Consider the following 23230-nt stretch of genomic DNA (forward strand, 5'->3'; position numbering starts at 1 on the left):
TGCGTTTAGGTGTTGTTATCGCGTAAAGTGGTAGGTTATTTGGTTCACAAACCACAGCTTGGGGCCGTTGGGTGTTTGCACCACAAATTCATCGTCAACTTGCTTGCCAAGTGCGGCACGTGCCATGGGGGCATCAATCGAAATAACATCGTCGCGTTGATAGATTTCATCTGGCCCCGCTATCGTAAAGCTGCGCTGTTCACCATGCTCGTCTTCAATGACAACACTGGCACCGAAGAACACTTTGCCTTCTTGCTGCGGGGAATAGTCGACAATTTTTAGCTGCTCAAGGCGCTTGCGCAAGAAGCGAATACGACGATCAATCTGCCGCAATTTCTGTTTGTTGTATTTGTAGTCTGCATTTTCGCTTCTGTCGCCAAGGCTGGCTGCCCAGGTTACTTTTTCGGTGGTCTCGCGCCGCTCTACCCGCCATAAATGGTCCAATTCTTGCTGAAGTTTAAGATAACCCGTACGGCTAATTAGATTTGTTTTCATAGGTTATGTTGCTGCTCATTGACTTAGTTAAGCACTATCACTAAAGAAAATATCGAACCAGAGTGACGTTCAAACGCTATTGTGGCAAGAAAAGACTGGAAATGCAGGTGCAAAGATCCTATTTTCGATCAATTGCAGCTGCGGAGTAAACCATGCCGAAAGTCGATATACGCCGACGGAATCATATTATAGAGCACCGCAAGCAGGGCCGTCCGGTGCTATTTGGGCATGGCTTTGGGTGTGACCAATTAATTTGGGAGCCGGTCATTTCTTTCATGCCCGCAACTATCGCGCCGATAACCTTCGACCATGTGGGGTGCGGACGTTCAGACTTTCGTGCTTATACACTGAAGAAATACAGTGATCTTAATGGCTATGTTGATGATCTCATCGAAGTCATTGAGGCCCTTAATTGCGGTGCTATCGACTTTGTTGGGCATTCTGTTGGCGGCATGATGGCCATGCTCGCGTCAATTAAGCGACCTGATTTATTTGGGAAAATCATCGCAATTGGGCCCTCGCCGCGCTACCTAAATGACGGTGACTACGAAGGCGGCTTTGAGCGCGAAGATATTATCGAATTATTGTCCATGATGGAGCGCAATCATTTTGAATGGGCAGGTTATCTTGCGCCAATAGTGATGAAAAACAGCCACCGTCCTGAACTCGCTGATGAATTACGAAAAAGTTTTGCGAATGCCGATCCGGTTATTTCGCGTAAATTTGCCGAGGCGGTGTTTTTGTCGGACAACCGTGACAAACTCAGCCAGATACCTGTCCCCATCACCTTACTGTACTGCGACGTTGATGTTATTGTACCGCTTGAGGTGATTAACTTTATGGCGCAACAAATTCCACACGTAACCTTGGTGCGGCTTGATGCTATCGGACATTACCCACACCTGAGCGCCCCGGAAAATGTTAGTCAGGAGATACTGGCAAATTTATGATCAATTCTGAGCATTGGATCAGTCACGCACCGGTTGGGCTAATTGCCATTCACGACAATAATCATGTTGTTGAAATTAACGACATGCTACTGAATTTGCTTGGGTATCAGCGCAACGAATTGATTGAGCAAAGCATTAACTTGCTATTTTCCCGGTCGGGCAAGTTATTCTTTCTGACACACGTTTTCCCCTTATTGCAACACCATGGCAATGTCGACGAAATGTATTTGCGGCTGCGCGATAAAAAAGGCAACGAAGTACCTGTGCTGATGAACGCCACTGCGGTTGAAAGGGATGGCAAGTTACTCTACTTGTTCGCTATGATGCCAATTCAGCGGCGATTCATTTTTGAAGACCAACTGCTCAGCGCCCGTATAGAAGCAGAGCAAGCGTTCGCCGCGGAGCGCGAGGCCACCGATGCTCTGGAATTAGCACAAGTAGATTTAGAAGCGAAACAAGAACAGCTACTTGCACTGAACGAACAACTGCAGCGACTTGCCACCACAGATGAAATGACCCAATTAGATAACCGCCGAAGTTTTGAAGCCGCACTGGAAAATCATTTGGCGTTGGTTAAACGCGACGCAAGTACCGCGGGCTTACTCCTGCTTGATGTGGATCATTTTAAACAAATCAATGATGGTCATGGGCACAGCACGGGCGATGAGGTGCTGGGGTGTATAGGGAAATTATTGCGCGACCTGACTCGTGACATTGACACGGTCGCACGAGTGGGTGGCGAAGAGTTTGCCGTTATTGTGCCAAATGTTAATAGTGAAGGCGCATTTACCACGGCGGAGAGAATTCGTCACAGCGTGCAAGCGCATACCTTTAAACACGGACAAGTAACCGTGAGTATCGGGGTAACCATGCTTAAAGAAGATGATGATCGAGAGCGTATTTTGAGCTGCGTAGATCGCGCGTTATATCAAGCTAAACACAATGGTCGCAACTGCATTGTGCAAGCCTGAAACCTTTCGTTACAAGCCTTTGTTGGCAAACGAGTTTGCATCGCATATAGTGCAAAAGTTAGCTTCACTGAGCATAAAACTATGAGCCAAGAAACCTTTAAAATTCTCGTTGTAGATGATGACGCGCGGTTGCGCAGTTTGCTTGATCGCTATTTGCAAGAACAGGGCTTTTACGTGCGCTCTGCAGGCGAAGGCGAGCAGATGAATCGTTTGCTTGAACGTGAAAACTTTCATCTACTCGTGCTCGATTTGATGTTACCGGGCGAAGACGGCTTGTCGATTTGTCGGCGCTTGCGTCAGCAAAACAATGACATTCCAATTGTTATGCTCACCGCGAAGGGCGATGAAGTAGACCGCATCATTGGTCTTGAGCTTGGTGCCGACGATTACTTGGCCAAACCGTTCAATCCACGTGAGTTGCTGGCGCGAATCCGCGCAGTGTTGCGTCGTCGCGGCAAAGAGATTCCTGGCGCACCGAGTGCGGAAGATCAAGAAATTTCCTTTGGGGAGTTTCATCTTAATTTAGGCACGCGGGAAATGTTTCGTGGTGATCAACCCATGCCGCTCACCAGCGGCGAATTTGCGGTATTGAAAGCTTTGGTGACTCACCCGCGTCAACCCATGTCGCGTGACAAACTGATGAACCAAGCACGCGGCCGTGACTACAGTGCTTTAGAACGCAGCATTGATGTGCAAGTTTCGCGTTTGCGCCGTATGCTTGAGACCGACCCAGCCAACCCGCGCTATATCCAAACGGTTTGGGGGCTGGGATACGTGTTTGTTCCAGACGGTAAACAGGCAGCAGGTAAACCAAACTAATATGCACTTATTTCCGCGTTCGGCATTTGCTCGTACGGTCGCGTTAATTGCCGCGTTGTTACTGATCAATCAAATTGTCTCCTACATCATGATTGGTTTGTATGTGGTGAAACCAAGCATGCAACAAATTAGTAGTGTGGTCGCGCGACAGGTGCAGGGTATTTTGGCACTTGACCAATGGATTGATCAGGTTGAGTTGACCGCGGAACAGCAACAAACGCTGGTAACAAGCTACACTGAAGCAACAGGAATCCGTGGTGTCAGTATTAATGATGCAGTTAAGCAAGGGCTGGCCGATACCACCACCTACAACTTCCTCTCGGCGCAACTATCTGATCTCTTGCAAGCCAACACCGAAGTGCGCATTTCGCAAGGCACTGTCTATAAGGTGTGGTTGCGTACGGAAAATCTGCCCGGCTATTGGTTGGTGATAGAGCTGGATAGCTTTGACGAAGCCCGGTTCTCACCTTTGCTGTTTTACTTAGTACTCATTGGCGCACTCAGCGTTTTCGGCGGTATGGTTTTCACCAATTGGCAAAACCGACCACTGAAAGCGCTCGAGGCCGCCGCCAAGCAGATTGGTAAAGGCGACTATCCGGACCAGCTGCCGGAACGCGGTTCCAGCGAGGTGATTGCTGTAACGCGAGCTTTTAATCAGATGAGTCAAGGGGTCAAGCAACTCGAGCAAGATCGGGCGCTGTTGATGGCTGGGGTTTCGCATGACCTGCGTACACCACTGACACGTATTCGCTTGGCGACCGAGATGATGCCACCGAATGAAGATTATTTGGCCGAAGGTATCATCAGCGATATTGACGATATGAACGCCATTATCGATCAATTTATTGATTACATTCGCAGCGACACTTCTGCTGACAATGATCAACAAAACCTCAATTACTTGGTTGAAGATGTGGTTGCCCATGTTCCAGATTCGTGGCATTCCAAAATAGAAGTCATCTATAACGAGATGCCGGACGTGCCGGTACGGGAAATTTCAATCAAGCGCGTTTTGATTAATTTGCTGGAAAATGCCGAGCGTTATGGGCATGAAAGAGTACTTGTTGAAACGGGCTATGACCAGCAACGGAAAATGGCTTGGTTTAAGGTTTGTGACGATGGTCCGGGTATTCCGGCCAATCAAATTGAGCACGTATTGCAACCGTTTACGCAAGGCGATAAAGCGCGTTCTACCAAGGGGTCTGGCCTTGGTTTAGCGATTGTGAAACGCATTGTGGAACGGCACCACGGTCGCGTGCTGTTTGGCAGTAGCCAGCGGCTCGGCGGTTTGTGTGTGCGTGTCGAACTGCCGCTTGAGGTAAATGCCGAAAGTGCGCGTTAACCGCGCACTCGATTCAGACCATTCAATGCGGCTACTCGATAGGCTTCAGCCATAGTCGGGTAGTTAAACGTGGTATTTACGAAATATTCAATGGTATTGCCTTCACCTTTTTGTTCCATGATGGCTTGGCCGATGTGAATAATTTCAGAGGCGCGCTCACCAAAACAATGGATGCCCAACACCTCTTTGGTTTCGCGATGAAACAAAATTTTCAGGTTACCTACTGCCATATTTGAAATTTGAGCGCGCGCTAAATGTTTAAATTGCGCACGACCCACTTCATATGGCACTTTTTGTTCAGTCAGTTCTTCTTCGGTTTTACCCACGGAGCTGATTTCTGGAATGGTATAAATCCCAGTTGGGATATCGCTTATCAACCGTTGATCACACTCATCAAATAACATCGCGGTTGCACAAATACGACCTTGATCATAGGCCGCGCTTGCCAAAGACGGGTAACCAATAATATCGCCAACGGCATAAATTGAGTCGATTTTGGTTTGATAATGTTTATTCACTTCAAGCTGACCGCGATGGTTTGGTTTTAAACCGACATTATCCACCTTGAGTTCTTCAATATTACCAGAGCGACCGTTAGCAAAAAGCAAGCAATCGGCATCAATACGTTTACCTGATTGCGTATACAAGGTCACGCCATCTTCGTGGCCTTCAATGCGTTCGTATTCTTCGTTATGGCGAATCACCACACCACTATTGCGCAGGTGATAACTCAAGGCGTCAGAAATCTCAGCATCCAAAAAGCTCAGCAATCGGTTACGGGTATTAATCAAGTCGACCTTTACGCCAAGGCCGCGAAATATACTGGCATATTCACAACCAACCACACCGGCACCGTAAATAATGATACTGCGCGGTTCATGGGTTAAGTTCAGTACGGTATCCGAGTCATAAATTCGCTCATGACTAAAATCAACGTCAGGTGGATGGTAGGGGCGCGAGCCGGTCGCAATCACCACCTGTTTCGTTGTGATGTATTCTGTGGTGCCGTCAGCTTGCGTGATTTTCAAACGATTCGCTGTTTCGAACTCAGCGGTGCCATGAATCACCTCAACACCATTACGTTCATAAAAGCTGCTGCGCAACCCAACTTGTTTGCGAATGACGCCTTGTGCATGGCGGAGTATTTCGGCAAAGGTTAAGCCGCGCTGAATGCGCTCCGCTGCAAATAATGGGTTGGCGTTGTATTCAATGAGACGACTAACAGAGTGGCGCAAAGCTTTCGACGGAATGGTGCCCCAATGGGTGCAACCACCACCAATGGAACTGTGTTTTTCAACCATCGCAACTTTGCGTCCGTTTTTAGCTAATTGCATTGCTGCGCCTTCGCCGCCGGGGCCACTTCCAATAACAACTGCGTCAAATTGCAGGTCTGTTGGGCTCATCAACTGCTCCTTCTGGTTGTACCGCTTGCTTCTTTGCCGTTATAGTAACGGAAAGATGATGTATTCAGCCAGTTTAATGGAATCGTCATGGCGCACAAACCCATTCCAGAAATTTTGACGCGACAAATTGTAGCAACCAGTAGGTTGTTGCGTATTGAGGCGATCGATCTTCGTTTTAGCAACGGTGTCGAGCGGCAATTTGAACGCATGGCCAGCAGTGGCCGTGGCGCGGTGATGATTGTTCCGTTTGTTGATAACGACACACTAATGCTAGTCCGCGAGTATGCGGCCGGCCTGCATAATTACCAACTTGGCTTCCCCAAAGGCTTGATTGACCCCGGTGAAACACCTGAACAAGCCGCCAACCGTGAGCTAAAAGAAGAAATTGGTTATGGCGCGAGGCAATTAATACCGCTGAAAAGTGTCACCATGGCACCGCAATTTTTTTCAGCTACTATGCATATTTTTATCGCGCGTGATTTGTACCCTGAAAGTCTACCAGGAGATGAGCCAGAGCCGCTCGAGCCGGTACCCTGGTTGATTAGTAAAGCGGATGCGCTGCTTGAGCAAGAAGACTTTACCGAAGCGCGCAGTATTGCCGCGCTTCTGATGACTTTAAGGGAATTGCAGAAATGAATGAAAACAGTTCCGTTGAGCAGTTGCAACAATGGTTAGCAGGGGCCGCGGAAGTGGCGCTGAAAGCGGGCGATTTAATTCTTGAACTCTACGAAGAACAAGCCTATGAAACTTACGAAAAAGCCGATGACTCACCCGTTACCAGTGCCGATTTCGCCGCCAACCGTCTGATTGTCGATGGCCTTGCTGCACTCACGCCAGATATTCCCATTTTGTCAGAAGAAGGCACCCACCTGACTTTTGAGGAGCGCAAGAAATGGCCACGCTATTGGATTATTGACCCTATTGATGGCACGCAGGAGTTTATCGCCCGTAGTGGAGACTTTGGAGTTATTATTGCGTTGGTAGAGCACAACCAGCCCGTGCTGGGCGTCATTTATTGGCCAGCCGGCGATGTGCTCTATACTGCTCAAAGTGGGCAGGGTGCGTATCGAGAAGATGTGCATGGCAAGCAGCGAATTCACATACGGCGACTTGCTGACCCTGACCAAGACGTGATTCATATGGCGATTAGCCGTCGTCAGCCGCGTGAGCGGGTGTTGCAACGCATGACCGGAGATCGCGAGTTAGCCATGCTACCTGCCGGCAGCTGCTCGCTCAAAGCGTGCATGATCGCCGAAGGCAAGGCGGACTGTTTTTTGCGTGTAGGGCCAACAGGGGAATGGGATACAGCCGCCGCAGAAGTTATTGTAGGAGAAGCTGGTGGGCGTATTGTCGATGAGAACTTTAAGCCACTTACCTACAACCAAGAAGCTGATTTAGGCAACCCAAATTTTATTATTTTAGGTGACCCAGCGGTGCCGTGGCAGAGTGTTTTCATTCACCATCGAAGCGGTGATTAGCTGGGAGTATATTCACCGTTTCGTGCAATTCAGACCAGACTAATACCGCCTCACCGCGCTCTAATTGTGCACGAACATCATCCACTTTTTGTTCCAACGATTTTTCGTGGTCACCGTAATCGGTACCTTCGCGCAGAACAAAAGCTTCAATAATGCCGGTTAACGTTTCTGGGTTCACTTGTTGCCACGGAATCTCCATTAGTTACTTGCCTCGTTCTGTACTTCTTGCAGCGCTTCTTCCGCGGCCATCCAGTCTTCTTCCGCAGCATTTAACAGACTTTGTGTGGAGGCCTGTTGTTTGAGCAAATCGGTCAGTTCGTTTTTGCGCGCTTCTTCGTAAAGTCCGTTGTCGGCAAGTTTCGTGTTCAAGTCCGCCAATTTTTGCTCAAGCTGAGCCATGGTCTTTTCTGCTTTAAGCACCCTGTCTTTTAGCGGCTTCAACGCTTGGCGTTGTTCGGCGGCTTGGCGTTTTTCGGCTTTGCGATCGGCTTTCCCGCTGCTGGCGTTGTCAGCTATTGCGGCAGCTTGGGTGTGCTGCTTCAACCAGTCGTGATAAGCGTCTAGGTCACCAGCAAAGGGCTCGACATGCTGATTTGCCACCAAATAAAACTCGTCCACAGTGGTGCGCAGTAAATGGCGATCATGCGACACAATAACCATTGCACCGGTAAAGTCTTGTAGCGCATAAACCAGCGCTTCGCGCATGGTGCTATCCAAATGGTTGGTCGGTTCGTCCAACAGCAATAGATTGGGTTTTTGATAAACAATTAAAGCCAATACTAAGCGTGCCTTTTCGCCGCCCGACATAGGGGCAACTTTCGCGGTTGCAGCGTCACCCGAAAAGCCAAAACCACCAATAAAATCGCGCAATGCTTGTTCTGTTGCGGTTGGGTCAAGGCGTTGAACATGCATAAGTGGCGAGGCATTGATATCGAGCATTTCCAACTGGTGCTGGGCAAAATAGCCAAGTTTAACGCCTGGGTTGAGTTCCACCACCCCGGCTTGCGCCTTGAGTTCTCCCGCTAATAATTTAACCAAGGTGGATTTACCAGCGCCGTTTCGGCCCAACAAGCCGATACGGCTGCCGGGAACTAAGTTGAATTTGATGCCTTTTAAAATAACCGTATCGCCATAACCCGCTTGCACTTTCTCAAGCGTTAACAGCGGGTTCGGCAGCTGCTCGGGCGCACGAAAACTAAAATTAAATCCACTCGCTGCGCGCAGCGGCGCACTTGCCTGCAGCCGTTCTAATGCTTTAATTCGGCTTTGTGCTTGTTTAGCTTTGCTGGCTTTATAGCGAAAACGGTCAATATAAGTCTGTAAATGCTTGCGCTGAGCCTGTTCTTTTTCGAACTGCGCTTCTTGCTGGGCTAAATGTTCGGCTTGCTGGCGCTCAAAGCTGCTGTAATTACCGTTATAGGTGGTCGCGGTTTGATGCTCAATGAGAATAATTTGCTGGGCAACGGCATCGAGAAAGTCCCGATCATGCGAAATAACCATCAAGGTTCCGGGAAAGCGTTGGAGCCAGTCTTCCAACCAGAAAATTGCATCGACGTCCAAATGGTTAGTGGGCTCATCCAGCAGCAACAGATCAGCGCGAGCAATCAAAGCCTGCGCCAGGTTTAAGCGCATGCGCCATCCCCCGGAAAACGCTTTAACGGGGTGGTAGATTTGTTCTGGCTGAAAACCAAGACCATTTAGCAGTGCTGCGGCGCGCGAAGGTGCATCATAGCCACCGATGGTGGCGAGTTTGTCATGCAAGGCACCAATGGCATGGCCATCATTGCTTTGTTCGGCCTGTGCCAATTGCGCTTCAAGGCTTCTTAGCTCCTCGTCACCGTCAAGCACATACTCAAGTGCCGAGCGTTCAAGCGCAGGCGTTTCTTGTTTTACACTAGCAATACGCCAGCCCCGTGGCACCTCACAATCGCCTTGCTCTACAGTTAATTCATGGCGAAGTAATGCAAACAATGACGACTTACCAGTGCCATTACGGCCAACCAAGCCCACATGATGGCCTGGGAAAATGGTAATATCTGCATTTTCGAGCAACAACTTGCCGCCGCGCATTAACGACATCGCGCGAATGTTTATCATAGAAAGCCCTGACTTGGTGTTCTGCTAAGTTTCTGCGACAATTATACCTGATAGCAACAGAGGTGAATATGACTCAAGCTCGTAAACGTTTTATCGCTGGCGCAGAATGCCCAGCGTGTCATGCGCAAGACACCCTCATGTTAACCATTCAAGGTGAGCAAGAGCAGGTGAGTTGTGTGCAATGTGGGCATGAGTTTTCGGAGCGCGGCGCCAAGCCTCCTGCGGCACCCAAAGCTGATGCCGAAAAACCATCTGGCACGGTAAATCAAGAAGGTCTTATCGGGATTTTCAAACCCGAGTAACGGGATATTGCACCTTACCCACTAACCCGCTACTGTTAGGTTAACTTCATTCAGTGCAAGGGCGAGTTATGAGTCATTTAGTTTACGGCGGTTTGTGGGTTATTTTGACCACGGTGATGGTGCAATGGATTATTGCCAGTGGCGCAAAAGCAAAACAAGCAGGTGCCGTCCCCGGAAAGATTGATGAAACTCTCGGTCACAATTCGTTCGTTTTTCGTGCACACCGCACCTTCCATAACAGTCTCGAGAACGTTCCGTTTTTTATTGCGGCAGCATTTTTAGCGATTTTCGTTGGCGTTGATTCACAATGGTTTGCCATCTCGGTATGGGCGTTTGCCTTCGCACGAATTGTCCACATGTTGTTGTATTACGGCATAGCGACCGAGCGCAATCCGAGCCCGCGCAGCTATTTTTTCATAATTGGTGTAATCGCCAACATTGTTGTGTTGGTGCAAATCGCCATGGATTTAGTGGCTTAATAAATTAAGTGTGACGTAAAAGGTAAATGCATGACAAACCAGCAGTATCCAATTGGAACTCCAGGAAAACCTTGGGGAGCGGAAGAAAAGCAGCAGTGGCTTGCCGCACAAGAAGTGAAGCGTTCTTACTTTGAAGATGTTGTCAGCCAAATTAATACATTGCACGATCGTTTTGATGTTGAGCAATACGGTGCCTTGGATTATTCCAACAATACGTTCCCGTTGTTTTTAGTTAAAACCCGTCAATGGGACAGCACTAAACCGAATATTCTGGTCACTGGTGGCGTTCACGGTTACGAAACCTCAGGCGTACATGGCGCATTGGCGTTCGTTAAACAACAGGCGGAGCATTACAGCCAGTGGTTTAATATTCTCGTTGCACCGTGCATCAGTCCTTGGGGTTACGAAACCATTAATCGCTGGAATCCATTCGCTATCGATCCGAATCGTTCGTTTAAGCAAAACAGCCCTGCGGGTGAATGCGCAGCTATTATGGACTATCTTGCGCGGCACAACTTAGAGTTTCTAATGCACATTGATTTGCATGAAACAACCGATACGGATAACTCTGAATTTAGACCTGCCTTAGCTGCGCGCGACGGCACAGTGAACACCAATTGGAATATTCCAGACGGATTTTATACCGTTGGGAACTCTGAAAAACCAACGCCTGATTTCCAAAAAGCGATTATTGATTCAGTGCGTAAAGTTACCCATATTGCGCCAGCAGATGAAGATGGCAAATTGATTGGAGCACCCATTGAGCAAGAAGGCGTTATTCATTACGCCGGTAAACAGCTGGGTTTATGTATGGGGTTAACCGATGCGCCTTATGTCAGCACAACCGAGGTTTATCCCGATAGCGAAAACGCTTCGCCAGCAGAATGTATTGATGCACAAGTCGCCGCAGTAACAGGCGCAATTGAGTATCTGCGCAAGCATAAGTAAGAGTATTTAGGTTATTTTTGCAAACGGAATGCAGTACTGTCGCATCGAGCCCAGCGATGCGACAGGCCGATAATAAAAGGGCATTATAAAAAGGAAAATAACATGAATTGGTATATTACCGTACTCAAGAAATATGCTGTGTTTAGTGGTCGTGCGCGCCGCTCCGAATATTGGTTCTTCATATTATTCAACGTCATCATCTCTTTAGTTTTAGGATTTATCGATGGCTTTTTGGGTCTCGGTGATCCAGAAGCGGGTATAGGTTTACTAAGTGTTATCTACGGTTTAGCTGTTTTAATTCCATCAATTGCAGTTGGTGTTCGGCGGTTGCATGATACCGATCGGTCAGGTTGGTGGTTGCTAATTAGCCTTATTCCGCTGATTGGTGGCATCGTACTGTTAGTATTTTTTGTGTTAGACGGCACACCAGGCGAGAACCGCTTTGGCCCGAACCCTAAAGGCTAATTCATGCGGCCCCATATCTCCTTTATTACACTGACAGTAAGTAATTTGGAGCGAGCCGTCGCGTTTTACCGCGACGGGCTCGGTTGGGCGACAGAAGGAATAATTGGCGAAGAATATGAACATGGTGCTGCCGCTTTTTTCAAGCTAGACGGTGGCCTGATGTTCGCATTGTGGCCGCGTGACAGTCTGGCAAAGGACGCTGGGTTACCAGCAACTCCAGCCTCGCCAACTCATGTATTGCTCGCCCATAATGTGAATTCTGAAGCTGAAGTTGATGCTGTACTGAAAGAAGCTCAGGCAGCAGGTGCACAGTGGATTAAACCCGCGAAAGCAACCGATTGGGGCGGTTATGCCGGTTACTTTATGGACCCCGAACAACATTTATGGGAAGTGGTTTACAACCCGAAACTATGAATCAAAACTCTGAGAAATTAATTGCGCAAACAGCAGCGTGGGTAGAACAAGTCATCGTTGGATTTAATCTGTGCCCATTTGCACGGCAAGAAGTAGAGCGGCAAACCATTGATTACCAGGTTGAGCCAAGCGATGCTTCCGCAGAACAATTGCAAAGCTTGTTAAACCTTTGCAAAAAGCTTGATGACAACCAAAATATCGCTACCGCTATACTCATATTACCTTCGGGCGTTGACGATTTTAACGACTACCTAGAACTTGTTGATTACGCGGAACGTTTACTCGAACTGGAGGGTTATACGGGAGTTTATCAACTCGCGACTTTTCATCCGCACTATCAGTTTGCCGGCTGTGATGCGAATGATGCGGCAAATTATACCAACCGATCGCCTTACCCAATGTTGCATTTGCTGCGTGAGGACGGGGTAACCGCAGCGTTAGCGAGTTATGCGAAACCGGAACGTATTCCCGAACGAAATGTTGAGTTCGCAACAAAAAAAGGTGCGGCCTTTTTTGAGAAAATATTAGCCGACATTAAAGCGCTAAAGGACTAACGGTTAGCGCAAAACCACGTTTTTTGGAGGCCTCATGCGTTCCAATTGGCACGCTGAAGACGCAGCCGCAACCTTGCGTGCTGTTAACGCATCTAAAACAGGCTTAAGCGAAGCCGAGGCGGCAATTCGTCTCGTTAACAATGGGCCAAATGCACTTCCTGAACCACCGTCACCTTCAGCACTTAAACGATTTATTCGGCAATTCCATAACGTTCTTATTTACGTACTTTTAGGCGCAACGGTTATCACTTTGATGCTACAGCACTATGTGGATGCTGTGGTTATTTTCGCTGTGGTACTAATTAATGCAATCATTGGCTATGTGCAAGAAGGTAAAGCCGAGTCAGCACTAGCGAGCTTGCAACATATGTTGGCGCCGACAGCTGTTGTTTTACGCAGCGGTAATCGCATTGAAGTGCCTGCTGAACATTTGGTTGTTGGCGACATTGTCTTGCTTGAACCCGGTGCAAGAATTCCGGCAGATGTGCGGTTGATTACCTGTCACAACCTGCAAGTACAGGAGGCGGTGCTTACCGGTGAGTCTGCGGCTGTGAGCAAGCAAACTGCGCCAGTTGCGGTGAACACCCCGTTGGGTAGCCGCGCTAGCATGGCTTATTTGGGCACTTGGGTAACCACCGGACAAGCGCAAGGCGTTGTGGTGGCGACAGGAACAGCAACGGAGTTTGGCGAAATTGGTGTCATGCTGACGGAAGTGACGCGGCTGACTACCCCGTTGGTGGTGCAAACCGCGCGGTTTTCCAAATGGTTGACTCTGATCATATTGGCGTTGGCATTGTTGCTACTCATTTATGCGAGCCTATTGCAGCTGCTGCCGTTCGCCGAATTATTCATGGTGATGGTGAGTTTAGCTGTAGCAGCTATTCCCGAAGGGCTGCCGGCAGTTATGACGATTACGCTAGCGGTTGGGGTGCAAGCCATGGCGCGGCGCAATGCCATCGTTCGTCATTTGCCAAGTATCGAAACGTTAGGCGCAGTTTCAGTCATCTGTACCGATAAAACCGGAACGCTTACCCGAAATGAAATGGTGGTGACAGCAGTTGTGACTGCCGATGAACAGTTTGAGGTTACGGGTGAGGGGTATAATCCGGCAGGTGAAATCAGCGACGTCAATGCAATTGAAAGCCATTCGGTGTTACAGCACCTTGGGCGGGTTGCGTTGTTGTGTAATGACGCAGAATTGCAGCAACAGGAGGATGACTGGGCCGTAAGCGGCGATCCAATGGAGGGGGCGTTGGTGGTGTTGGCTGAAAAAATTGGCAGCTCAGTTGAACACGGACGGAAGCATTGGCGACGGGACGACTTGCGCCCGTTCGATGCTGAATGTCGTTACATGGCGACCCTGAATAACAGCCAAGATAGGCAGAGTTTCGTTCATGTAAAAGGGGCGCCTGAACAAGTGTTATCGATGTGCTCACAGCAGCAAACGCTCCATGATATCCAACCTTTGAACCTAAACTATTGGCAACAACAAGCTGAACGTATGGCGCAACAAGGTCTGCGGGTTTTGGCCCTTGCCCAGCTAAGTGTGGAGCCAGACACTGTATTGCTGGACTCGTCAAATCACCTTGAAAATTTAGTGCTGTTAGGCTTGGTCGGCATTGTTGATCCGCCACGCGCTGAGGCAATTGTTGCCGTAAAAGAATGCCAGCAAGCTGGAATTGGAGTGAAAATGATCACGGGCGACCACCCAGGTACAGCCCGAGCAATTGCGCAGCAAGTTGGCATTATCAATACAGATAAAGTGCTCACTGGAGCGGAGTTGGATAAATTAAGCGACCAGCAATTTAATGCGGCATTGGCGACAACCGATGTGTTTGCCCGTACCAGCCCCGCGCACAAACTGCGGTTAGTGAAAGCGCTGCAAGCGCAACAGCATATCGTTGCCATGACAGGAGATGGCGTGAATGACGCGCCCGCTTTAAAACGGGCTGATGTGGGCATAGTCATGGGTATTCGCGGCAGCGAGGCGGCCAAACAAGCAGCTGACGTGGTGTTAACGGATGATAACTTTGCATCCATTGTTGCAGCAGTTCGTCAGGGCCGCACGGTCTATGACAATTTGAAAAAAGTCATCAGTTGGGACATTCCTACTAGCGTGGGCGAGTCCATGACCATCATAGTTGCTTTACTCATGAGTATGGCATTACCTATAACGCCAGTTCAGTTATTGTGGGTTAACCTCGTCACTGCCATCACGTTGGGGTTGACGCTTGCATTTGAACCAACTGAAGCTTACAGCATGCAACGGCCGCCGCGGCAGCGCACCGAACCGCTATTACGTGCCTCGTTGGTTTGGCACATTGTGCTGGTTTCAGTGCTCTTTATGGTGGGTATATTTGGTATTTTCCAATATGCATTAGGGCAAGGTTACACACTTGAGTTGGCGCGCAGCTTGGCCCTAAATACCGCGGTAATATTAGAAATATTTCATCTGTTCTTTATCCGCAACATCTACGGCACATCGCTGACACTGCGCTCACTGCGCGGTACTCGCCCGCTATGGACTGCAATTGTATTGATTTTATTGGCACAAACGGCTGTGACGTATGTCCCCGCGTTCCAACAGTTATTGGGCACAGCGGCAATCGGTTGGCGCGACGGGTTACTGGTACTTGCGATAGGTGTTGCATTGTTGCTGGTTGTTGAGGCAGAAAAGCAGGTACGAATCCGTTTATTTAATTGGCGCTTGTAATCTCCTGCACCTTTTATAGTGCTTTTACGAAATCCTTTCATTTAACTTGTTGAGCGGCGTCATGCAGCTCGCTACCATAGCTGCCGTAACGTTGACTGTGGGAGAGCGGCATCATGTACAAGTTTTTATTGGGTTTAATTATGAGTACTATGGTGGTTTTGGTTGCCTGCAGCCCGCAGGAGCAAGAAAGTTTTGTGAAGGAACTTCCTGCCGTTCAACAATCAAACAAAGGTGCTACGCATCACGCTTTAGCCCCTTCTCGACCGCGCGCACAAGTCGAATCACCTGCTTTTCAACTTTAACAGCGCCTGACCGCTGGCGTGTTAATGCCCAGTCGATATGTTCTTGTACCATCGGTGTGCTGCTCGGATAACGTTGCTCTAACGCTGCAATAATATCGGTATCTGTTGGCGCATTACCGAAGGCAACGGCCAAGTTACGTTGCCAGCATTCATAGCCAATGCGCCGAATGGGTGAGCCCTCGGTACGCTTCAGAAACTGTTCTTCATCCCATTGCCATAATTCTAGTAATTCCGGTGCGTGTAAATCTTTGCGTGGCGCAAAGTCGTCTTCATCCGTTAACTGGGCATAACGATTCCAAGGGCAGATGAGTTGGCAGTCATCACAACCATAAATGCGATTGCCCATCAGTGGTCGATACTGTTCCGGAATGCTGTCACGCAATTCAATCGTTAAGTAGGAAATGCAACGTCTGGCATCAAGCACGTAAGGCTCAACAATGGCTTGGGTGGGGCAAATAGTGATACAAGCGCTGCAGGTACCGCATTTTTCCTGAACTTCACTGTCCATAGGTAGCGGTAAATTAACCAGCAGCTCGCCAAGGAAAAACCACGAACCACTGCCTTCGTCGAGCACCAAAGTGTGTTTGCCACGCCAACCAAGCCCAGCCTTTATGGCCAGAGGTTTTTCCATAATTGGTGCGGAATCAACAAACGGCCTGAAATCCAACTCGGCACAAGCTGATTGAATTTTATCGCCCAGCTGTTTGAGGCGTTTTCGCATCAGTTTATGGTAGTCGCGGCCGAGAGCGTAACGGCTGATGTAGCCAAGGCGAGGGTTTTTAAGCGTTTTAGCAAAACCGGCTTCGGCCGGTAAATAATTCATGCGCACGGATATAGCGCGCACAGCGCCCGGGTGCAGTTGATCGGGGCGAGTACGCAAGTCACCATGACGCGCCATCCATTCCATATCGCCATGCATGCCTTGGTCAAGCCAACGCTGCAAATGTTCGCGTTCAGTGCTTAAATCAACATCGGTAATACCGACTTTTTGAAAGCCAAGTTCGGTACCCCAACGTTTAATATCTTCAGCGAGTTGATGATAATCCATACAATTCGATTTATCCTCTAGGATAGAGAGCAGCGCTAACATAGCAAAAAACATACAAGGATGCACCGATGCTTCGAGATTTCAGTGCGATGATTTACACCACCGAACAAGTTCGCAGCGGCGAGGCAAATGCCGCTGCGGCACATGACGTAAGTATGGCGCAGTTAATGCAGCGCGCAGCGCAGGCATGCTTGCAAGCGATCAAGCAACAGCAGTCTACTGGCGCGCAGCTGCTGATACTTTGTGGCCCTGGCAATAATGGCGGCGACGGCTGGGTACTAGCACGACTTGCCCAGCAAGCTGGCTATCGGGTGTCTATAGCGGCTGCGGAACCGAGCTCCGACTTAGCTAAGGCCGCCGCGCAAGCATGGCATGATCATGGCGGCTCGTCGATGGCGCTCCAAGATTTACAAAGTCAGCATTTTGAGGGGGTCGATATTGTGGTAGACGCCATGCTTGGAAATGGCCTTTCCCGCGATTTAGATGCCACTTACCAACGTGTGGTTGCGTTGTTAAATCATAAAAGCCGTGGCTGTTGGGTGCTTAGCGTTGATGTGCCTACTGGATTAGACAGTGATACGGGTTGCCCTAAGCCAATAGCAGTGCGAGCGAACAAAACCGTAACGATGGTTGCAATTAAAGTTGGGTTGGTTACCGGTCAGGCCGCCAGTTTCTGCGGAACCGTTGAACTTGCGGATTTAGGTGTCGCTGGCACATTCTTTCAAGCGAAGCCTGCGTTAAGAGCGATAAGTCAAAATGTAGTACGTGAGTGCTTACCAACTCGAGATCCTTCATCGCACAAAGGCATGTTCGGTCATGTGTTGATTGTCGGTGGTGCTCCTGGGATGAGTGGCGCAGCAACCTTAGCCGGGCGCGCAGCACTGCGATGTGGGGCCGGCAAGGTCTCGGTGGCGACCCATGCGTCATCCCAATTCGCGGTGGCCGTTAGCCAGCCAGAGCTCATGGTGCATCATGTTGATGATGATCTAAGTCGTTTGTTGAAGCTTGCTTCGGTGGTCGTCATTGGGCCAGGGCTTGGCCAAACGGCATGGGCGCAACAGCTGGTTAAGCAGGTGGCGACTTGGGAGGGCCCGGTAGTTTGGGATGCCGACGCGCTCAATATTTTTGCAGAGCAACCTATCAGTAAACCCGAAGGAGCCACGTGGTATTTTACACCGCACCCCGGCGAAGCTGGGCGTTTGCTTCAAAGTAGCGCAAAACATGTTGAATCAGACCGGATGCAGGCCCTTACACAACTTTGTCAGAACTTTCATGCACATGTGTTACTCAAAGGTTCAGGCACATTAATTCAAAATTACGGCAGTGACATGCGCTGGGTATGTCGTCGCGGCAGCCCAGCATTAGCGACGGGGGGCAGCGGCGATGTGCTAAGTGGCGTTGTCGGGGCAATGATTGCACAGCATGTTGATGCTGAATACGTATTGTCAGTGAGTGCGTGGTTGCATGCTGTCGCGGGTGAGAATGCTGCGCAAAACGGAGAACGTGGTACACTAGCAAGCGATTTATTGATGCAGTTGCGCGCGCTTGTAAACCCGACCCAACAGCCCGGGTAACCAACGGTGGCAGCTAAGATTTTTACAGTGGATAATTGATGCAAAGTCAGACTCTTTATTTGGAAAATGAAGCGGCATTACTGGCGTTATCAAAGCGCTTAGCGCAAGCGGTGTCAGCTCAAGAAAAAAAGCTATGCAATAGTGCATTGACGGTGTATTTATTAGGTGAGTTGGGTGCGGGTAAAACAACGTTTAGCCGTGGCTTTATTCAAGCGTTAGGGCATCAGGGGCACGTAAAAAGCCCGACCTACACGCTGGTAGAAAGCTATGACTTGGCACCTTGGCAAATCAACCATTTTGATTTGTATCGCTTGGCCGACCCAGAAGAGCTTGAATTTATGGGTATCCGTGATTACCTTGGATCCCATAGAATTATTTTAGCGGAGTGGCCCCAACGCGGTGAAGGGTATCTTCCACAGCCAGATATAATTATAACGATTGATTATGCGGGTACAGCGCGATCAATCACTTTAAATGCGCGAACAGAACGGGGTCGAGTATTGCTCGATACAATGTAATGCGAAATATCTATGCTGCAGTGGTGTTCATGTGCGTGCTCTTCAGTGGCGCGGCTCATGCCAATGAGATTGTGAACGTTCGGGTGTGGCCAGCACCGGACAACACACGTGTGGTATTTGACCTTAGTGACAGCCCGGAATTTAGTTATTTCACACTCTATCAAGCTACGCCATACCGACTCGTCATCGATTTTGATGGTACCCAGCTAGGCCTTGACCTAAACAAGGTGCAGAACGACTCGTTGCTGATAAAAAAAATTCGTACCAGCACGCCAAAAAATAAACAGTCCACTCGAATTGTTATTGAGCTGTCAGATAAAATTGATGCCAATGTATTCCCGTTAGCGGCTAATGATCGCTATGGAGAGCGGTTGGTCATCGATTTGCCCGGGCGTTCAATTGCACGCAAAAATGAACCTTTGCGCGCTGACCAGCTTGAGGAGCGTAAAGTCACGATTGCGATAGATGCTGGTCATGGTGGCGATGACCCCGGTTCGATAGGGCCAAGTGGGACCTACGAAAAGCATGTGGTACTGAAAATATCGAAGGCTTTGGCAGATATAATTAACCGCGATAGCGCCATGCAAGCTTATTTGATTCGCTCCGATGACTACTACGTTGGCTTAAAAGCGCGTACGCGCAAAGCAGAAGAAATAAAAGCTGACTTGCTCGTGTCGGTGCATGCAGATGCTTTTACCAGTCCACAGCCACGCGGAGCCTCAGTATGGGTGCTATCAACACGGCGGGCGAATAACGAAATGGGTCGCTTGCTCGAGGACAAAGAACGCCTGTCGGATGTGCTCGGTGGTGTCGACATGCGCATTGAAGAAGATGACACCTACGGTTACCTCAACAAAGCGTTGATTGATATGACCATGGGCCACGCTATGAGCACCGGTTATGAAATGGCGCGTGAAGTGATTGCGGAAATGAAACGAGTAGCGCACATGCATAAAACAGAACCGCAGCATGCTAGTTTGGCGGTGTTAACTTCAGGTAACGTACCGTCTATGTTGGTTGAAACTGGATTCATCTCCAACCATCAAGAAGAAAAGCAGCTGCTTAGCAACAAGCATCAACAGCAACTCGCGCGTGCAATTTATCAGGGCATTCGCAATTATTTCCAACGCCGTCCACCCGATGGTACTTTGTTTGCGACCAATCGTAACAGCACCCATGTGGTTCGTTCAGGTGAATCGCTGTCAGTGATTGCGCAACGCTATAATACATCGATAAAAGCACTAAAAGAGCGCAATGATTTGTCTAGCAACGTTTTGTATGTTGGGCAAAAGCTCGAAATTCCATCATCTTAAGTTAGGTTTACACATGCCGATTCAGTTGCTGCCAATAAGTCTGGCCAACCAGATAGCAGCAGGGGAAGTGATTGAACGCCCCGCATCTGTTGTCAAAGAGCTGGTTGAAAATTGTCTTGATGCCGGTGCTTCGCAAATTAGCGTCGATATTGAGCAAGGCGGGCGACGCCGTATTCGTGTGCGCGATAACGGTGGCGGTATTGTTAAGGAAGAACTTGGGCTGGCGCTTAGTCGTCATGCCACCAGTAAAATTGCTTCGTTAAGTGATTTGGAGGCGATTCAAAGCCTCGGATTTCGGGGGGAAGCTTTAGCCAGCATTAGCTCAGTGTCTCGTTTAACGCTGACTTCAAAAACGGTAAGCCAAGAGCAAGCATGGCAAGCGTGGGTTGAAGGGCGCGATATGCAAGCAGAACTTGCACCGGCGAGCCACCCCGAGGGTACAACCGTTGATGTGCAGGACTTGTTCTTTAATACACCCGCGCGGCGCAAATTTTTGCGCACCGACAAAACCGAGTTTGCTCACATTGATGAGGTATTGCGGCGGATTGCGCTGGCGCGCTTTGGCGTGCGTTTTAGCTTAACGCACAATGACAAAATTGTACGCCAATACAACGCAGTGCAAGACCCGGAACACGCCATAAAACGTGTTGCACAGGTGTGCGGTAACAGCTTTACCGATTCGGCACTAGGCTTCGACGAACAAACGGGCCCCGTGCGCTTGTGGGGCTGGATAGCGCCTGCTCATGCCTGCCGCCATCAAGCCGATGTTCAGTATTTTTACGTGAACGGGCGAATGATGCGCGATCGTTTATTGGGGCACGCTGTGCGTCAAGCCTATGGCGACACATTAAACGATGAGCGAACGCCAAGCTTTGTGTTGTACTTAGAGTTACCGGCAGAAGATGTTGACGTAAATGTGCATCCGGCAAAACACGAAGTGCGCTTTCATCAGGCCCGGCAAATTCACGATTTTGTATTGCACTGTGCGCGCCAAGCGCTAAGCTCAGCGCCCGCTACTTCAGCAGCCGAAGCTGAACAAACGCAGCACGGCTACACAGCCAGCAGCGAAGCATTGACCCAGCAAGTTAGGGAGCTGCAACCACAACATCGTGATATATTTCCAACGCGAACGGCACCCACGGCGCCAGCAACGCCGAATCCAAAATCATCGTTACCGCACTCCGTGCTGCAGGTGGTGGCCCAGCGCTTCGCTCTCATTGAGTCAGAACCGTTAGCACTGCTTGATTTGCAGCGGGTGCAACATGCCTATTTGCGGCAGCAACTGGAGCAGCAGGCACACGTCGGGTTAGCTGGACAACCATTGCTAATACCCGTGAAATTGACTGATGCCGCGCTGTTGCGCTCATTGGTCGAAGTAGATACTAAACAACTTGCGCGATTGGGTGTGCGTTATGAGCAGTCTAAGCGCGCGGTGACGATACTTGATGTGCCGTCAGTTTTACGTCAAACCGACATCGCAACGAGCATTGCGGCATTGGTTGAACGACTGCAGAGCAATCAAGATGTATTTAGTTGGTTGGCGATTCATCAGGTTCAAACCGACTATTCACTGACGCAAGCCGAACATTGGCTGCGCTGCTGGCAAGAACAACTGCATTCAAATCCGCAATGGCTTACCGCTATTACTTTGCCAGCTATGCCGGAGCCACTGCGATGAATGAACCCTTCGTTATTTGCTTGTACGGTCCCACCGCTGCCGGCAAAACTGGCTTGGCGATCGCGCTCACACAGCAGCTCCCTTGTGACATTATTTCAGTCGATTCGGCGCTGATATATCGGGGGATGGATATTGGTACAGCCAAGCCAACCGCCGAAGAGTTAGCGCAGGCTCCGCATCGGCTAATCGATATTTGTGATCCTGCCGAGAGTTATTCCGCCGCCCAGTTTGCCGCCGATGCGCGGCGCGAAATCGATGCAATCATTGCACAAGGTCGTATTCCGTTGTTGGTGGGTGGAACTATGTTGTACTTTAAAGCTTTGTTAGAAGGGATGTCGCAGTTGCCTGAAGCCGATGAAAGTATTCGTCAGCAAATCGGCCGCGAGCTAGAAGAAGGCGGTAGCAGCAAATTGCACGCTGAGCTCGCTGCAATTGATCCGGTGAGCGCAGCGCGAATTCATCCGAATGACCCTCAACGGGTAATGCGAGCGCTCGAGGTATATCGTATTTCTGGTAAGACATTAACGGATTTAACGGCTGCACGTCACGGTGCATTGCCTTACCCCTTAATTCAAATAGCAGTTGCCCCACGTGATCGTGCCACCTTGCACCAACGTATTGCGTTAAGATTTCGTCAAATGGTTGAACAAGGTCTTCTTCATGAGGTCGAACAACTAAGACAACGGTCTGATTTACATGTCGATTTACCAGCTATACGCTGTGTTGGTTACCGTCAGGCATGGCAATACCTAGATGGCGACTATGATTACGAGGAGTTTATTGACCGCGGTATTTTTGCAACGCGGCAGTTGGCCAAGCGTCAGCTTACTTGGTTGCGCAAGTGGCCTGGTGTGCAGTGGCTAGAAAGTGAGTCACCGAATTTGCTGGAACAGGCCTTAGAGCTTTGCGCACAACCCCCGCAGTTATTTGCGCAGGGCAGCCTTGAAAACTAAAAGATTCACCTTATATTCAGTATAAGCTGAAATAAATTAGACAAAGCTGCCAAATGGTGGCATTTAAACTATAGTTAAAGTGACTGGTAAAAGCGGTTGAGTATGTTGCCGCCAGACACGAACAATAACAAAAAAAGGAAACAGAGTATGGCTAAGGGGCAAACATTACAGGATCCGTTTTTGAATGCGCTGCGTCGTGAGCGCGTTCCGGTGTCAATTTACTTGGTAAATGGAATTAAACTGCAAGGCCAGATCGAATCGTTCGATCAGTTTGTTATCTTACTTAAAAATACAGTAAGCCAGATGGTCTATAAGCATGCCATCTCAACTGTTGTTCCAGCGCGTATTCCGCAAAATTATCTGCCAGTAGCAGAGAATAGCGAAGAGGCGATTGACTAATACTATGATGAAGGA

24 protein-coding genes are annotated in these 23230 nt (G+C 49.2%); 19 read left to right on the top strand and 5 right to left on the bottom strand.

Annotation, left to right across the window (positions count from 1 at the left end; all coding sequences use genetic code 11):
• Positions 1-15: 15 nt before the first annotated feature.
• Positions 16-495, bottom strand: a complete 480-nt coding sequence (gene greB, locus ACN0UY_RS08150) for a transcription elongation factor GreB (protein ID WP_417666183.1) — start codon at positions 493-495, stop codon at positions 16-18.
• Positions 496-647: 152 nt separating this feature from the next.
• Here greB and ACN0UY_RS08155 point away from each other — a divergent pair, with 152 nt between their 5' ends.
• The 4 genes from ACN0UY_RS08155 (at position 648) to envZ (ending at position 4577) form a co-directional block, all read left to right on the top strand.
• Entirely contained in the window at positions 648-1445 is a 798-nt protein-coding gene (locus ACN0UY_RS08155) for an alpha/beta fold hydrolase (protein ID WP_417666184.1), read from the top strand.
• Complete coding sequence (locus ACN0UY_RS08160) at positions 1442-2416, top strand: diguanylate cyclase (RefSeq protein ID WP_417666185.1); 975 nt, start codon at positions 1442-1444, stop codon at positions 2414-2416. Before ACN0UY_RS08155 ends, ACN0UY_RS08160 begins: the two co-directional genes overlap by 4 nt.
• Before the next feature lie 81 nt (positions 2417-2497).
• The gene (gene ompR, locus ACN0UY_RS08165; RefSeq protein ID WP_417666186.1) at positions 2498-3235 is read left to right on the top strand and encodes a two-component system response regulator OmpR; all 738 of its coding nucleotides are present in this window, start codon (positions 2498-2500) and stop codon (positions 3233-3235) included.
• A 1-nt stretch (position 3236) separates the two neighbouring features.
• Positions 3237-4577, top strand: coding sequence for a two-component system sensor histidine kinase EnvZ (envZ, locus tag ACN0UY_RS08170; RefSeq protein WP_417666187.1), 1341 nt, complete (start codon positions 3237-3239; stop codon positions 4575-4577).
• On the opposite strand, the gene sthA is transcribed toward envZ, so the two are convergent.
• Complete coding sequence (gene sthA / locus ACN0UY_RS08175; RefSeq protein ID WP_417666188.1) at positions 4574-5980, bottom strand: Si-specific NAD(P)(+) transhydrogenase; 1407 nt, start codon at positions 5978-5980, stop codon at positions 4574-4576. The two genes, envZ and sthA, sit on opposite strands and share 4 nt — an antisense overlap.
• Positions 5981-6067: 87 nt before the next feature.
• Between sthA and nudE the strand changes: the two genes are divergently transcribed.
• Together nudE and cysQ are read left to right on the top strand one after the other, a co-directional pair.
• Positions 6068-6616 carry an ADP compounds hydrolase NudE gene (gene nudE / locus ACN0UY_RS08180; protein ID WP_417666189.1) on the top strand — a complete coding sequence of 183 codons (549 nt, stop codon included), beginning with the start codon at positions 6068-6070 and terminating at the stop codon, positions 6614-6616.
• Complete coding sequence (cysQ, locus tag ACN0UY_RS08185) at positions 6613-7458, top strand: 3'(2'),5'-bisphosphate nucleotidase CysQ (protein WP_417666190.1); 846 nt, start codon at positions 6613-6615, stop codon at positions 7456-7458. Before nudE ends, cysQ begins: the two co-directional genes overlap by 4 nt.
• Here cysQ and ACN0UY_RS08190 read toward each other — a convergent pair.
• Positions 7433-7657, bottom strand: a complete 225-nt coding sequence (locus tag ACN0UY_RS08190; RefSeq protein ID WP_417666191.1) for a YheU family protein — start codon at positions 7655-7657, stop codon at positions 7433-7435. The genes cysQ and ACN0UY_RS08190 overlap by 26 nt on opposite strands.
• Positions 7657-9555, bottom strand: coding sequence for an ATP-binding cassette domain-containing protein (locus ACN0UY_RS08195; protein ID WP_417666192.1), 1899 nt, complete (start codon positions 9553-9555; stop codon positions 7657-7659). The genes ACN0UY_RS08190 and ACN0UY_RS08195 overlap by 1 nt, the downstream gene beginning before the upstream one ends.
• A 68-nt stretch (positions 9556-9623) precedes the next feature.
• Between ACN0UY_RS08195 and ACN0UY_RS08200 the strand changes: the two genes are divergently transcribed.
• The 7 genes from ACN0UY_RS08200 (at position 9624) to ACN0UY_RS08230 (ending at position 15430) form a co-directional block, all read left to right on the top strand.
• Positions 9624-9857 (top strand): YheV family putative zinc ribbon protein, encoded by a 234-nt coding sequence (locus tag ACN0UY_RS08200; protein WP_417666193.1) that lies wholly within the window; start codon positions 9624-9626, stop codon positions 9855-9857.
• Positions 9858-9925: 68 nt separating this feature from the next.
• Positions 9926-10336: an MAPEG family protein gene (locus ACN0UY_RS08205; RefSeq protein ID WP_417666194.1), complete on the top strand. Its 411-nt coding sequence runs from the start codon at positions 9926-9928 to the stop codon at positions 10334-10336.
• 30 nt (positions 10337-10366) lie between these two features.
• Complete coding sequence (locus ACN0UY_RS08210) at positions 10367-11284, top strand: M14 family metallocarboxypeptidase (protein WP_417666195.1); 918 nt, start codon at positions 10367-10369, stop codon at positions 11282-11284.
• Positions 11285-11386: 102 nt separating this feature from the next.
• Positions 11387-11749 (top strand): DUF805 domain-containing protein, encoded by a 363-nt coding sequence (locus ACN0UY_RS08215; protein WP_417666196.1) that lies wholly within the window; start codon positions 11387-11389, stop codon positions 11747-11749.
• A gap of 3 nt (positions 11750-11752) precedes the next feature.
• Complete coding sequence (locus ACN0UY_RS08220; RefSeq protein ID WP_417666197.1) at positions 11753-12163, top strand: VOC family protein; 411 nt, start codon at positions 11753-11755, stop codon at positions 12161-12163.
• Positions 12160-12717, top strand: a complete 558-nt coding sequence (locus ACN0UY_RS08225; protein ID WP_417666198.1) for a DUF1415 domain-containing protein — start codon at positions 12160-12162, stop codon at positions 12715-12717. Before ACN0UY_RS08220 ends, ACN0UY_RS08225 begins: the two co-directional genes overlap by 4 nt.
• Before the next feature lie 34 nt (positions 12718-12751).
• Positions 12752-15430: a cation-transporting P-type ATPase gene (locus ACN0UY_RS08230; RefSeq protein ID WP_417666199.1), complete on the top strand. Its 2679-nt coding sequence runs from the start codon at positions 12752-12754 to the stop codon at positions 15428-15430.
• A gap of 234 nt (positions 15431-15664) precedes the next feature.
• Here the strand turns inward: ACN0UY_RS08230 and queG are convergent, their stop codons facing one another.
• Positions 15665-16780, bottom strand: coding sequence for a tRNA epoxyqueuosine(34) reductase QueG (gene queG / locus ACN0UY_RS08235; RefSeq protein WP_417666200.1), 1116 nt, complete (start codon positions 16778-16780; stop codon positions 15665-15667).
• A gap of 68 nt (positions 16781-16848) precedes the next feature.
• On the opposite strand from queG, the gene ACN0UY_RS08240 reads away from it, so the two are divergent.
• The 6 genes from ACN0UY_RS08240 (at position 16849) to hfq (ending at position 23215) form a co-directional block, all read left to right on the top strand.
• Positions 16849-18354, top strand: a complete 1506-nt coding sequence (locus ACN0UY_RS08240; RefSeq protein WP_417666201.1) for an NAD(P)H-hydrate dehydratase — start codon at positions 16849-16851, stop codon at positions 18352-18354.
• A gap of 38 nt (positions 18355-18392) precedes the next feature.
• Complete coding sequence (gene tsaE / locus ACN0UY_RS08245) at positions 18393-18872, top strand: tRNA (adenosine(37)-N6)-threonylcarbamoyltransferase complex ATPase subunit type 1 TsaE (protein WP_417666202.1); 480 nt, start codon at positions 18393-18395, stop codon at positions 18870-18872.
• Positions 18872-20185: an N-acetylmuramoyl-L-alanine amidase gene (locus tag ACN0UY_RS08250; protein WP_417666203.1), complete on the top strand. Its 1314-nt coding sequence runs from the start codon at positions 18872-18874 to the stop codon at positions 20183-20185. The genes tsaE and ACN0UY_RS08250 overlap by 1 nt, the downstream gene beginning before the upstream one ends.
• 13 nt (positions 20186-20198) lie before the next feature.
• Positions 20199-21863, top strand: a complete 1665-nt coding sequence (mutL, locus tag ACN0UY_RS08255) for a DNA mismatch repair endonuclease MutL (protein WP_417666204.1) — start codon at positions 20199-20201, stop codon at positions 21861-21863.
• Positions 21860-22816: a tRNA (adenosine(37)-N6)-dimethylallyltransferase MiaA gene (gene miaA / locus ACN0UY_RS08260; protein ID WP_417666205.1), complete on the top strand. Its 957-nt coding sequence runs from the start codon at positions 21860-21862 to the stop codon at positions 22814-22816. Before mutL ends, miaA begins: the two co-directional genes overlap by 4 nt.
• A 147-nt stretch (positions 22817-22963) precedes the next feature.
• The gene (hfq, locus tag ACN0UY_RS08265; RefSeq protein ID WP_128352232.1) at positions 22964-23215 is read left to right on the top strand and encodes an RNA chaperone Hfq; all 252 of its coding nucleotides are present in this window, start codon (positions 22964-22966) and stop codon (positions 23213-23215) included.
• The last annotated feature ends 15 nt before the right edge of the window (positions 23216-23230 follow it).

Source organism: Pseudidiomarina sp., assembly GCF_048268165.1.
Classification (GTDB): domain Bacteria; phylum Pseudomonadota; class Gammaproteobacteria; order Enterobacterales; family Alteromonadaceae; genus Pseudidiomarina.